Origin of the sequence: Hymenobacter sp. (assembly GCF_036388155.1) — a bacterium.
In the GTDB taxonomy this organism is placed as follows: Bacteria; Bacteroidota; Bacteroidia; order Cytophagales; family Hymenobacteraceae; genus Hymenobacter.
Window position 1 is genome coordinate 1 of the sequence record NZ_DASVSI010000005.1, and the last position, 12271, is coordinate 12271.

The window sequence follows — 12271 nt, forward strand, 5'->3', positions numbered from 1 at the left end:
ACATTTCGCGTGTGGTAGTAATTAGTTTTCCGAGGCGAGATGTCTCGGCTGCGCTCGACATGACCGGGTTTACCTTTTTCATAACCGTCCCACCGCCTTGCTTCAATCCAAACTTCCCGACGTTGGCGTCAGCATTTTCACCCAAATGACCCTGCTGGCCCAGGAAACGGGCGCCATCAACCTGGCCCAGGGCTTCCCGGACTACGACCCGCCGCAGGAGCTGCTGGAGGCGCTGGCCCGCCACGCCCGCACCCCGGGCCACCACCAATACGCGCCCATGCCGGGGCTGCCGCGCCTGCGCGAGGCCATTGCCGCCCAAGTGGCCCGCCTCCACGCCGACGCGCCGGCCCCGGACCCGGCCACGGAAATCACCGTCACGGCCGGGGCCACCGAGGCCTTGTATGCGGTGTTGGCCGCTGTGGTGCGCCCCGGCGACGAAGTGCTGGTGTTCGAGCCGGCCTATGATTTGTACGGCCCCGCCATTCGGCTGCAGGGCGGGGTGCCGCGCTACGTGCGCCTGCCCGCGCCGCACTTCCGGCCCGACTGGGACGCGGTGCGCCGGGTGGTGTCGCCCCGCACCCGCCTGGTGATGGTGAACACGCCCCACAACCCCAGCGGGGCGGTTTTCACGGCCGAAGACTGGCACGAGCTATCGAAGCTGCTGGCCGGCACCGATGCCCTCGTGCTCAGCGACGAAGTGTACGAGCACCTCGTGTTCGACGGCGCGCCGCGCATGAGCGCCCGCCAACACCCCGAGTTGCGCGAGCGCAGCTTCGTACTCTCTTCCTTCGGTAAAACTTACCACGCCACCGGCTGGAAAGTGGGGTATTGCATTGCGCCGCCCGCCCTGACCACCGAAGTGCGCCGCGTGCACCAGTTCCTCACCTTCGCCGTGAGCACGCCCACCCAGCACGCCCTGGCCGACGCCCTCGAAACCGACACCACTGATGCGCACGCCCGCGGCTTGGCCTCCTTTTACCAGGAGAAGCGCGACCAGTTCCGGGCCCTGCTCGACGGGGCCGGCTGGGAGCTGCTCCCCGTGCCCGGCGGCTATTTCCAGCTGGCCCGCTACGACGCTTTCTCCCCCGCCAGCGACCTGGCCTTTGCCCAGTACCTGGCCCGCGACAAAGGCGTGGCCGTGGTGCCCGTGTCGGCCTTCTACCACGACGGGTTCGACGACGGCCTGATTCGGTTTTGCTTTGCCAAGGAAGCCGCCACGCTGGAAGCTGCCGCGGCCAGATTGCGGTAGACGGAGCCTTACTTCTGAAGAAGAAAACCGTCATGCAGCGCATAAGAAAACCGTCATGCAGCGCGCAGCGAAGAATCTCGCGTGATTCAACTAATTAGTGGTGGCGGGCGAGATGCTTCGCTGCGCGCTGCATGACGTTCTTGCAACGAAGCTGTTGAGAAAGTCGGCTCTGCCCGGTCCGACGCCCTAGGCGTCGGACCGGTTGTTGCCTGGGCCGCCTCCCCGTCACCTTTCAACGACAACCGGTCGGACGCCTAGGGCGTCGGACCGGCAAACGACTCACTTCCTAAACGACTTCAATAATAGCCGGAGCATTTCTGCGATTCAATAGACCATTCTCACATGGCTGACCTTACTGTTTCCTTTGTTCAAACCGCCCTGCACTGGCACGATGCCGCGGCCAACCGCGGCTCGCTCGACATCGCCCTGGCTGGCCTCACCGCGCCTACCGACCTGATTGTGCTGCCCGAGATGTTCACCACTGGTTTCAGCATGGCGGCGCCGGAGCTGGCCGAACCCATGGACGGCCCCACCGTGGCCTGGCTGCGCGCCCACGCCGCCGCCCACAACGCCGTGGTCACGGGCAGCGTCATCATCGAGGAAAACGGCGCGTACTACAACCGCCTGCTCTGGGTGCGGCCCGACGGCTCGTTGAGTTACTACGACAAGCGCCACCTCTTCACCCTGGCCGGCGAGCAGCACACCTACACGCCCGGCACGGCCCATTTGGTGGAGGAATGGCGCGGCTGGCGCATTTGCCCGCTGGTGTGCTACGACTTGCGCTTTCCCGTGTGGAGCCGCAACCAGCCCGTGGCGCCCTACGACCTGCTGCTCTACGTGGCCAACTGGCCCGCCGTGCGCCGCACCGCCTGGAGCACCCTGCTGCGCGCCCGCGCCATCGAGAACGTGGCCTGCGCCTTGGGCGTGAATCGCATTGGCCAGGACGGCCTGGGCCACGACTATTCGGGCGATTCAGCGCTGATTGATGCCAAAGGCAACTATCTGGTAGAAGCCGAAAGCGAAAGCGGCGTTTTCACCCACACCCTATCGCGGACGGAGCTGGACGAGTTTCGAGCCAAGTTTACCGCGCTCAATGACGGCGACGCTTTTGAACTGCGTTAAGCCGCTGTAAAGTAGTGCGCTGAATTTATATAGCTGGCGCTTAGTACTCCGTTACACGCATGACAAACGGCGCGAACTTCGCTGAGAGTCAACAACGCAAGGAAATGCCCAATCAAACTACACACAGGTATTTTTCCGGCCAGCAGAACCGGAAAACCGTTGCTTCTGGCCTGTTGGTGGTTATAGTATTTGTGATGCTCTCACATTCTACCTGCTTCGCCCAGAACCACCGCTTTCCGTTGAGTATATCGCCTAGCGTGCGAGTAAGAAGCACAATAATGAATTTTTTTAATTTTAAACCGATACGTTACAACATATACATTCCTTACGATTACGAACGTAATTTTCAAACCATTTCGATAGGGCCTAAAGTGTCATTAGGCCGTGATTTGGCCGTTAGCTATACTCCGCTTGTCCGGTACGGATACGCTTATACCGTGCTAGAAAGGCAAACTGCTGGTGTTTATTTCGATATCATTGAAAAGAAAGGCTTTATTCTGGACCAACAGTTTTGGCTGACTAAGCAACTACACCATCGCACTCCGCGCTGGTATAAGCCCGTTGAGCTTGCCGCAGGATGGGGAATCGTCAACACCGGAGCGAGATTCTACATAAATAACGGACCAGTTAATCAGTTCGTCCGAGTGGAAACGAACACAGCCGACGTGGCCGTCTCGTTTGGGTCTGCTAATCAGAAGTGGAAGTACACCTTTGCTCCTAGTACTTATACGGGGGCATTGCCGATAATCGAATAGATAAGATGATTACTTATTCTTTCACGGTAGACTACAAATTATTTCCGTTGAAACATAAGGCGCAGAAATCCGACCCTAAGTAGCCGCAGTTGCTGACTTCCAAATCGGAGCCCTAACGGCTCAATCAAGTTGTCATTACAAGCGCTGCAAAGCGAGCAGAAGTCAACGGCGCTATTCCCTCGTCCTTAGTGGCCAGCTTTCTAGCTGTGAAAAAGCCCCGGCTCTGGCGTGAGTCGGGACTTTTTGTTGCGTTGGTCACGGCCTTAGGCTGGTCGCACGGAGAGGAAGGATTGCTTCGCGGTGCTCGCAATGACAGGCGGCGCAGCAACCTCTCTACTGCACCAGCAGGCGCTTCACGGCGGCGGAACCGTCGGTTCCCTCGGCTCGCACCACGTACACGCCGGCGGCCAGGCCGGCCAGGTTCAGGGCGTGGCGGCGCAGGGCTGGGGTGGCGGCCAGCACCACCCGGCCGGTGAGGTCCAGCAGGGTTACTCGGGTGAGAGCAGCGGTTTCAACCGTCGCGGTGGCAGTGGCGGGATTGGGGTACACGTTCAACGCCAATGCTTTGGCGGCTTCGGGGCGGATGGCCGTGACCGTGCGGTTGCGGGTGCCGTAGCTGAGCACGCCGCCGGCCTGGGTGCCCACCAGCAGCTCGGGAGCGCCGTCGCCGTTGAGGTCGGGCGCCGACAAGGCGTAGTGCGAGTACAGGTCCCGGCCCAGCCGCGTGGCCTCGTACTGGCTGGTCAGGGGGTTGTAGAGCAAGTCGGTGCGCTCGGAGAAGATGCTGCCAATTTGAGAGCGGTAGTTGGCGTAAAAGCGCAGTTGGCCAGTGGCTTCGGCCAGCAGCAAATCGGGGCGGCCGTCGCCGTCGAAGTCAGCCACCACGGGGCTCACGTTGTAGGGACGAATGCCCGTGGATTCGCGAATGCGCCCGAAATCGTTGTCTACCAGCACGAAGGCGCTGTCCAGCGGGCCGCGGGCGCGGTTGCGGAAATAGCGCAGGCTCATGCCGGGCTCGCGGGTTTCGTTGGTGCCGATGAGCAAGTCCACGTACCCGTCGTTGTCCACGTCGGTGAAGCAGGGCATGTCGCCGCGGGCGTAGGGCAGCACGCCCGAGGTGGGCGGGTACGACGCGGGCGGCGAGGTAGTAGTCGGCCCCTGCGCCTTGAAACTCACGGCCGCAGCCGCATTGAACGCCACGGGCTGCCCCGCCGTGGCGGTGTTCAGGATGTAGTACAGGATGTTGGCGCCCCGGTCCCAGGCGCTATAGGCCAGGTCGAGCGCGCCGTCGCGGTTCAGGTCGACCAGGACCGGCTTGAGGCCTTCGAGGCGCTGAGCGGCCAGGCCCAGGTAGTCGTCGGTGACGAAGCTGAAAATGGGCTGGCTGCTGGTGCCCACGTTGCGGAAATACGTCAGGCTGGCGCGGTACACGTTGTTCACGCGGTCGGCGTGGTTGCCCAGCAGCAGGTCGGGGCGGCCGTCGCCGTCGATGTCGCCGAACGTGGGGGCAGCGCCCTCGCTCACGTCCAGCATGTCGTTTTGCAAGAAGCCGCCCGGGCGGTAAACCAAGGCTGGCGCCCCCGTGGCGGCCGTGTTTTCCAGCAGCTGCACCGAGTTGCGCATGCTCACTTGGTCGGCGAGGTTGTTGAGCATGTTGGGCGCCACCACCACATCGGGCCGGCCGTCGAAGTTGGCGTCAAACGAATAAGCCGCCGGGAAAACCGGCACCCGCACCGGCGCGGCCGCCGATGGGAAACTGGCCGAAACGCCGGCCTGCGTCACCACCGGCGCGGTGGTGGTGCCTTGGTTGAGCAGGCGCGTGAGCTCGGGGCAGTTGTCGCGGCCATCAATCAGGTCCTGGTCGCCGTCGCCGTCCAGGTCGAGCAGCAGGAGGCTGTGGCCGCCCGTGTGCGTGGTTTTGGCCGTGAAGCACGGCTGGCCGTTGAACATGAACGAGGCACAGCTGCCACACGAAACTATGTTGGCCCAATTGTCGGTGGTACGAGTAAAATCGAGGCCGCCGCACGCGGCACTGGTGTTGATGTATTGCTCGATATAGGTAGCAGCGATGAAATCATAGGACATGATGTCAAGCTTGCCATCGCCGTTCACGTCCTGGATGGCGGGCAGGTTGTAGCCCCCAATGGTGAGGTTGGATGTACCCGAAAACGTCCCCCCAAACCGAATCTGATTGGTGGTGAGCTGAAAGCTGGGGCGGCCATTGGCCAGCACGTTGCGGAACACCCGGATTTCGCCGCTGTTGACGTAGGTGAAGAGGTCGGCGCGGCCGTCGCAGTCGTAGTCCCGCAGCAGGGCCCAGCTCTGCAGGTCGGCCGGAAAGAGGCTTTCGTACTCCGGCGTGTAGCTCCAGCGGCGGCCGGCGGCCGTGCCCGGCGCGGCCACGCTCAGGAAGGTGTAGCAGCGGCTGCTTTCGTGGTCGAAGGCGAACAGGTCCTGCTGGCCGTCATTATTCAGGTCGATGGAGCTGAACTGCGGTGTGTTGAACCCGCCGGCCCAGGCGTTGCGGAGGGTATCGGTGCCCTGCACCACTTTGCCGGCCGGGCGGTATTCAAATCCAAACCCAGCCCCCGACTGCGCGTTAGCCGTAACCGAAAACGCCAGCAGGGCCAGCAAGAGAGCGTAAGTACGAAGCATAAGCGCGAAGCAGGAAAAACGGTGGAAGCTGGACGATGAAAGTAGTAACAAAAATCACGCCCACCTTTGTAACAAATTACACCGCGTTTCCGCTTCCCGTTCAATTACATGCTGCTTTACTCCCACTATCTGGCGGCCAGCGGCCTCGTCAGTACCGATTCGCGCCAGCCCCAGCCCGGTACATTGTTCTTTGCCCTGAACGGTCCCAGCTTCCGGGGGGCTGCTTTTGCGTCGCAGGCTTTGGAAAAAGGCGCCCGCCACGCCGTGGTAGACGACGCCGACCTCGCGGCCACCGACCCCTCCCGCTACACCTTCGCGCCCGACCCGCTCCTGGCCCTACAGGAACTGGCCCAGCACCACCGCCAGCAATTCAGCATTCCGGTGCTGGCCGTGACGGGCTCGAACGGCAAAACCACCACCAAGGAGCTGCTCACGGCCGTGCTGGCCCAGCAGTTTCGGGTGCTGGCCACCATTGGCAACCTCAACAACCACATCGGAGTGCCGCTCACCCTGCTGCGCCTGCGGGCTGGCGAACATGATTTCGCGGTGATTGAAATGGGCGCCAACCACCAGGGCGAAATTGCGGCCTATTGCCAGTGGGCCCAACCCACGCACGGCCTCATCACCAACATTGGCAAAGCCCACCTCGAAGGGTTTGGCGGGCCCGAGGGCGTGGCCAAAGGCAAAGGCGAATTGTTTGATTACCTGGCCCGCACGGGCGGCACGGCTTTCGTCAATACCCTCGACGCGCGCCTGCCCGACCTGTCGGCCCCGGTGCCCACCCGCCTCACCTACCCCGGCCCAACCGACACCTACCCCGCCACGCTCCTCGCCGCCGACCCAGCGGTGGCCCTGCGACTGGCCGACAACACCGACGTGGCCGCCCAACTGACCGGCGACTACAACTTTCCAAACTTGGCCGCCGCCGCCGCCGTGGGCCTGCACTTCGGCATCCCACCCGAAAAAGTAGCCACGGCCCTAGCGCAATACAACCCGCAAAACAACCGCTCGCAACTGGTGCGCACCGCTGCCGGCAATGAGCTCGTTCTAGATGCGTACAACGCCAACCCTAGCAGCATGGCCGCGGCCTTGCGCAGCTTTGCTGCACGGCCCACGGCGCCCGGCCACTCCAAACTGGTATTACTCGGCGACATGTTTGAGCTAGGCGACGACAGCGCCGCCGAACACCGCCAGCTCGGCCAGCTGCTGGCCGAATTGCAGCTGCCCGAAGTGCTGCTGGTAGGACCGGAGATGGCCAAAGCAGCGGCAGCGGCTGGCCACGTTCAGCATTTCCCCACCAAAGCCGAAGCCGCCGACTGGCTACGTCAGCACCCTGTGCGCAACCGGCAGGTGCTGGTGAAGGGCAGCCGCGGCATGGCCCTGGAGACGCTGGTGGAGCTTTTGTAAAAGAGTAACCACGGAAAAGGCGAGAGTTAAAACCATTTTGGTCTTAGCTCTCGCCTTTTTCGTGGTTACTCTTTTTCTAAAATGGGCTGTCCAGATTGGCCAGCGTAGGCAGCACGGCGTCTTTAGGCGAAATGAGGGCGTCGGCAACGCCCCAATCGATGCCCAAGGCTGGGTCATTCCACAGAAGTCCGCCTTCGGAAGATGGGGCGTAGTAGTTCGAGCACTTGTACAGAAACAGGGTTTCCTCTTCAAGGGCCACAAAGCCGTGGGCAAAGCCACTGGGCACGAACAGAATATTGCCTTGGGCGGCGCTCAGCTCCACTTTGGCGTGCTGGCCGTAGGTGGGCGAGTCGCGGCGAATGTCGACCACCACATCGAGTACTCGGCCTTGGGCTACCCGCACCAGCTTGGCTTGAGCGTGCGGCGGGCGCTGGAAATGCAGGCCGCGCAATACACCCGGCTGGGATTTTGACTGGTTGTCCTGCACCCAATCGAGGTCGGCGGGCAGGCCCATTTCCTGCATGAGGCGGGCGCTGTAGGTTTCGTAGAACAAGCCCCGCGGGTCGCCAAACAGACGAGGAATGAATTCGAGAAGGCCCGGCAGGGCGTGTTGTTGTACTTGCATCGGAGGCAAAGGTAGGGTCAGGTGCCGCGTGGCGCTAGCTCAACAAGACAAAATTCAGGCTTAGAGGCGCACTTCGTTCACGGCCGTTATGTACTTATCCAGCACCAGCTTTTCGTCGAATTTGGTTTCGGCAAGCTGGCGGCTGGCCTGGGCCATGCGCTGCAGCTCGGCATCGGGCAGGCGCAGCACCTGGAGCATTTTGGCGGCCAAATCGGGGCCGCTGCGCACCTGACAGAGGTAGCCGTTGAGGCCGTCGACCACGGTTTCGCGGCAGCCGGGCACGTCGGTAGTCACCAGGGGCTTGCCCACGGCGGCAGCTTCGAGCAGGGTTTTGGGAGTACCTTCGCGGTAGCTGGGCAGCACCACGCAATCGGCGCGGTGCAGGTGGGCGGCCACGTCGTCGGAACGGCCCAGGTACTCGATGTCGCCGCTCTTCAGCCACTCTTCGAAGGTGGCACGGGGCACGCCCACGCCGCCGGCCTCGTCGAGGCCGCCCAGCAGTTGAATGCGGGTGCCGGGCACGGCCGCCCGAATGGCTTTGGCGGCTTCAAAGTATTCCACCACGCCCTTCTCGTAGAGCACGCGGGCCACCATCAGGAACACAAACGGGGTTTGGCGCGTGAACGCGGCAGCCGGCCGGAACTTGTCGGTGTCGACGCCGGAGCCGGGGAGCAAATCGGTGATTTCGCGGCGCAGCAGGCCGTTATCGAGGAAAAGTTGCCGGTCGTCGCTGTTCTGAAAAAACACCTTGTGCGGAAAGCGAAACGCAAAGCGGTACAGTCCCAGCGCCACTTTGCTCACGAAGTTTTTGATGATGAACACCGTGCCCAAACCGCTCACGTTGTTGATGCTCGGGATGCCGGCCAGCTTGGCCGCGATGCTGCCGTAGATGTTGGGCTTGATGGTGTAGTGCAGCACCACGTCGGGCCGTTCGCGCTTGTAAATCTGGTAGAAGCGGCGGGTGAGCGCGGCGTCTTTCACCGGGTTGGTGCCCTTGTTCTCCATCAGGATGGGCACAAAGCGGCAACCTAATTCGGTTTCAAGACGCGCGGAGTAATCATCGGGCGGGGCAATGGCCAGCACCTCGTGCCCGGCCGCCTGCAGGGCCCGCACCAGGCTGGCCCGAAAATTCCAAATATTCCAACTGGTATTGATGACGATAGCGACGCGCACTGTGTTAGGGTAAGGGGTAATGAGGGTATGGGGGTAAGAGGGCAAAGGTCGGGCCTACGGCGCGATAGCAGGCAAGTTGCGGCTTACGCCTCTCCAAGCTCCCGCCTACTCCCCATGTGTTTCAACTCCTGTCCCTATATCCTCCTCCCCTCATTACCCTATTGTTCCGGTACTTTGTGCTTCGTTTTGGTGTTATGCTACCTATGAATCTCCGACTTACGGCCTTCTTGTTTTTCCTGCCCCTGCTGGCTTTGGCCAAGCCGCCCGTGCCACCCGGCCAGCTGCTGTACCAAAAAAACTGCCTGCGCTGCCACGGCGCCAACGGCAAGTTGGGCCTCAACGGCGCCCACGACCTCACCAAAAGCAACCTCAACGCCTTCGGGCGTACCTATTTGGTGACGAAGGGCATGGGCAAAATGCCGGCTTTCGGCAAGACGCTCACGCCTGCGCAAGTGCAGCAGGTGGTGGCGTACTCGCTCACCTTGAAGTAGGTAACGCCAAGCTAAAATGCGGCGTCTGACGCCGCACGGACGTTCTTTTTAGTCGGAATTGCGTTTACTTCCTTCCGACTCTTCCATTTGATTCCGAACACCCTTCCCATGGCAAACAACCAATCCGGCGGGCGCAAGCCCGGCAACAGCACCCGCCACTTCGGGGCCACCGACAACGTGAAAGGCCGCGCCGGTCGCATTTTGGCGAAAGCGGCGGACAACGGCACCTACGAAACCGCCAAAGAGCAGGAAAGCGCCGTGCTGGTGGCCGTGCCGCCGCGCCGCCAAACCGAGGCTCAAACCACCGAATACCTCGACGAGCTGGCCTTTCTGATTGAAACGGCCGGCGCCACCGCCACCAAGCGCTTCGTGCAGCGCCTGGAGAAGCCCGACATCCGCACGTACGTGGGCGAGGGCAAGCTGGCCGAAATCAAAGCCTACGTGGAGCACGAAGGCAGCAGCATGGTCGTGTTCGACGACGACCTGTCGCCCTCGCAGCTGCGCAACCTCGAAGCCGAGCTGAAGGTGAAAATCATTGACCGCTCGCTGCTGATTCTGGACATTTTTGCCCTGCGCGCCAAGTCGGCCACGGCCCGCACGCAGGTCGAGCTGGCCCAGTACCAGTACCTGCTGCCCCGCCTCACCGGCCTCTGGACCCACTTGGACCGGCAGCGCGGCGGCGTGGGCACCAAGGGCCCGGGTGAAACGGAAATCGAGACCGACCGTCGGGTGGCGCGCGACCGCATTGCCTTCCTCAAGGAGAAGCTCGAAGACCTCGACAAGCAGGCCCACACCCAGCGCAAAACCCGCGGCGGCAGCATCCGCGTGGCCCTGGTGGGCTACACCAACGTGGGCAAAAGCACGCTGATGAACGTGCTGGGTAAGGCCGACGTGTTTGCCGAAAACAAGCTGTTCGCCACCGTGGACGCCACCACCCGCAAGGTGGTGCTCGACAACCACCCGTTTCTGTTGTCCGACACGGTGGGGTTCATTCGCAAGCTGCCCACGCGCCTCATCGAAAGCTTCAAAAGCACGCTCGATGAGATTCGCGAAGCCGACCTGCTGCTGCACGTCGTGGACATTTCGCACCCCGGCTTCGAGGAGCAGATTCAGGTGGTGAACGACACGCTGGCCGACATTGGCGCGGCCGACAAGCCGGTGCTGTTGGTGTTCAACAAGATTGACCAATACAAGCCCGACAACCACGAGCACGACCCGTTTGGCGAAGTACTGGACGCCGAGGACGACGGCACCGCCCCGCGCCCGCCGCTGGCGCAGCTGCAAGCCACCTACATGGCCAAGCTGCACGACCCGGTGGTGTTCGTGTCGGCCCAGGAGCGCACCAACCTGGACGAGCTGCGCGAGCTGCTGGCCAAGCGCGTGGCGGCCCTGCACCAGCAGCGCTACCCCTACCAAAACGCCGCGTTTAGCGGGGAATAAGTAGGCAGAATAGGCCAAAGGAAATGAGCCCGCCAAACCCACTGTGTTGCACTACGCGCTGCGTGACGGGTTTAGCGGGCTCATTTCCCATATTTCCTGTCTGATTAGGTGCCTGCCAATGGCCATTGTTGCGGTTTCCGCGTAAGGGCTGAACGCACCTTCTTTAACCGAGGCGCATTCTTATGGCTCCAATTTTTTTTCGTCGTCTCGGCCCGTACACGGCCGTTTTTCTGCTGCTGAGCCGCGCGGTGCTGGCCCAGGACCCCGCCCCCACCCCGCCGGTGTACCCGGCGGCGGCCGCCACGGCCGCCGACAGCGCCGCGGGCAACACCGACCGGCAACAGTTTGCCAACCCGTCGGTGCTGGGCATGGGCCCCAGCAAGGGCCTGATAGTGCGCTACGAGCGGATGCCGCGCTTCGGGGTGGCGTCATCGGCGAAGGTGGCGGGGCTGAACGATTTCAGCACCGACGCCACCAAAAACGCCCGCCTGTCCATCAAGGGCTATATTCCGGCCTGGAACCGCCCCCACCTGAAAGTCATCGTGGGCCTGAGCTACGAGCGGGAAGAATTTCAATTTGCGCAGCTGCCCACCAACTACGAGCTCTACGACAACATCGAAAACAAGGGCCTGAAAAGCACGGCGGCCCAAATTGCCATTATTCGGCCCATCGACGACGTGCACTGGTACCTGGCCCGCATCAAAGGCGAGCTGAGCGGCGACTACACGTCGAGCGAACTGCGCAAGTCGGACTATACCCGTCTTTCGGCAGAGGCCATTTACGGCTGGAAGCGCAGCGCGAATTTTTCGTGGGGCGTCGGGTTTCAGTACGGCTACACGTTTGGGCGACTCAGTCTGTACCCGGCCGTGATTTACAACCGCACCTTCAACAGCCGCTGGGGCGTGGAGGCGTTGTTCCCGGCCCGCGTCACGATGCGCTACAACGTGTCGCAGAACTCCATCCTCTACGCCGGCTACACCGTCGACGGCTATAATTACATCGTGCGCCTCCGCTCGCCCCTGACCCGCGACGGCCAGCCCGACAAGCGGGCCCTGACCACGCTGGAACTGCGCGAAACAGAAGTAAAATTCCGCCTGCGCTGGGAGCGGGAGCTGCTGAGCTTCCTGTGGATGGGCGCCGAGGCCGGCTACCGCTACAACTACGCGTTCGACGCCTTCGACCGCACCAACGCTGACCGCGAGAAAATCATCGATTCCAAATTCAACGGCGTGCCCTACGCCAGCCTGGAGCTGTTCATCACGCCGCCGCGCAAGCTGCTGGAAAAAGCCGGCGTGCGGCGGTAGAACGAGCACCGGAACGAGTACCCCGAAATTTCATTTCGGCCCGGTAGAAC

The 12271-nt window shown here is 62.2% G+C and carries 10 protein-coding genes; 7 read left to right on the forward strand and 3 right to left on the reverse strand.

The window, feature by feature from the left end; all coding sequences use genetic code 11:
- The first annotated feature begins 97 nt into the window (after nucleotides 1–97).
- The 3 genes from VF629_RS00645 to VF629_RS00655 all read left to right on the forward strand — a co-directional run bounded on the left by VF629_RS00645 (nucleotide 98) and on the right by VF629_RS00655 (nucleotide 3126).
- Nucleotides 98–1249, forward strand: a complete 1152-nt coding sequence (locus VF629_RS00645) for a methionine aminotransferase (protein WP_331056507.1) — start codon at nucleotides 98–100, stop codon at nucleotides 1247–1249.
- A 342-nt stretch (nucleotides 1250–1591) separates the two neighbouring features.
- Complete coding sequence (locus VF629_RS00650) at nucleotides 1592–2371, forward strand: amidohydrolase (protein WP_331056508.1); 780 nt, start codon at nucleotides 1592–1594, stop codon at nucleotides 2369–2371.
- Between the two features lie 59 nt (nucleotides 2372–2430).
- The gene (locus VF629_RS00655) at nucleotides 2431–3126 is read left to right on the forward strand and encodes a hypothetical protein (protein WP_331056509.1); all 696 of its coding nucleotides are present in this window, start codon (nucleotides 2431–2433) and stop codon (nucleotides 3124–3126) included.
- 333 nt (nucleotides 3127–3459) lie between these two features.
- Here VF629_RS00655 and VF629_RS00660 read toward each other — a convergent pair whose 3' ends face one another.
- Nucleotides 3460–5781: a T9SS type A sorting domain-containing protein gene (locus VF629_RS00660; protein ID WP_331056510.1), complete on the reverse strand. Its 2322-nt coding sequence runs from the start codon at nucleotides 5779–5781 to the stop codon at nucleotides 3460–3462.
- A gap of 108 nt (nucleotides 5782–5889) precedes the next feature.
- On the opposite strand from VF629_RS00660, the gene VF629_RS00665 reads away from it, so the two are divergent.
- On the forward strand, nucleotides 5890–7188 hold the full coding sequence (locus tag VF629_RS00665; RefSeq protein ID WP_331056511.1) for a UDP-N-acetylmuramoyl-tripeptide--D-alanyl-D-alanine ligase: 1299 nt from the start codon (nucleotides 5890–5892) through the stop codon (nucleotides 7186–7188).
- Between the two features lie 76 nt (nucleotides 7189–7264).
- Here VF629_RS00665 and rfbC read toward each other — a convergent pair whose 3' ends face one another.
- Nucleotides 7265–7813, reverse strand: a complete 549-nt coding sequence (rfbC, locus tag VF629_RS00670) for a dTDP-4-dehydrorhamnose 3,5-epimerase (protein ID WP_331056512.1) — start codon at nucleotides 7811–7813, stop codon at nucleotides 7265–7267.
- 60 nt (nucleotides 7814–7873) lie between these two features.
- Nucleotides 7874–8986, reverse strand: coding sequence for a glycosyltransferase family 4 protein (locus VF629_RS00675; protein ID WP_331056513.1), 1113 nt, complete (start codon nucleotides 8984–8986; stop codon nucleotides 7874–7876).
- A gap of 203 nt (nucleotides 8987–9189) precedes the next feature.
- Between VF629_RS00675 and VF629_RS00680 the strand changes: the two genes are divergently transcribed.
- The 3 genes from VF629_RS00680 (at nucleotide 9190) to VF629_RS00690 (ending at nucleotide 12221) form a co-directional block, all read left to right on the forward strand.
- The gene (locus tag VF629_RS00680) at nucleotides 9190–9477 is read left to right on the forward strand and encodes a cytochrome c (protein ID WP_331056514.1); all 288 of its coding nucleotides are present in this window, start codon (nucleotides 9190–9192) and stop codon (nucleotides 9475–9477) included.
- A 108-nt stretch (nucleotides 9478–9585) separates the two neighbouring features.
- A complete protein-coding gene (gene hflX, locus VF629_RS00685) occupies nucleotides 9586–10917 on the forward strand; it encodes a GTPase HflX (protein ID WP_331056515.1) in 1332 nt (443 codons plus the stop codon).
- A gap of 182 nt (nucleotides 10918–11099) precedes the next feature.
- Nucleotides 11100–12221: a DUF6268 family outer membrane beta-barrel protein gene (locus VF629_RS00690; protein ID WP_331056516.1), complete on the forward strand. Its 1122-nt coding sequence runs from the start codon at nucleotides 11100–11102 to the stop codon at nucleotides 12219–12221.
- The last annotated feature ends 50 nt before the right edge of the window (nucleotides 12222–12271 follow it).

What these genes read in the sequence shown, in the direction of transcription:
- VF629_RS00650 (WP_331056508.1), top strand. Translation starts at nt 1,592, where the DNA reads ATGGCTGACCTTACTGTTTCCTTTGTTCAAACCGCCCTGCACTGGCAC.
- VF629_RS00655 (WP_331056509.1), top strand. Translation starts at nt 2,431, where the DNA reads ATGACAAACGGCGCGAACTTCGCTGAGAGTCAACAACGCAAGGAAATG.
- VF629_RS00660 (WP_331056510.1), bottom strand. Translation starts at nt 5,781, where the DNA reads ATGCTTCGTACTTACGCTCTCTTGCTGGCCCTGCTGGCGTTTTCGGTT.
- VF629_RS00665 (WP_331056511.1), top strand. Translation starts at nt 5,890, where the DNA reads ATGCTGCTTTACTCCCACTATCTGGCGGCCAGCGGCCTCGTCAGTACC.
- rfbC (WP_331056512.1), bottom strand. Translation starts at nt 7,813, where the DNA reads ATGCAAGTACAACAACACGCCCTGCCGGGCCTTCTCGAATTCATTCCT.
- VF629_RS00680 (WP_331056514.1), top strand. Translation starts at nt 9,190, where the DNA reads ATGAATCTCCGACTTACGGCCTTCTTGTTTTTCCTGCCCCTGCTGGCT.
- hflX (WP_331056515.1), top strand. Translation starts at nt 9,586, where the DNA reads ATGGCAAACAACCAATCCGGCGGGCGCAAGCCCGGCAACAGCACCCGC.
- VF629_RS00690 (WP_331056516.1), top strand. Translation starts at nt 11,100, where the DNA reads ATGGCTCCAATTTTTTTTCGTCGTCTCGGCCCGTACACGGCCGTTTTT.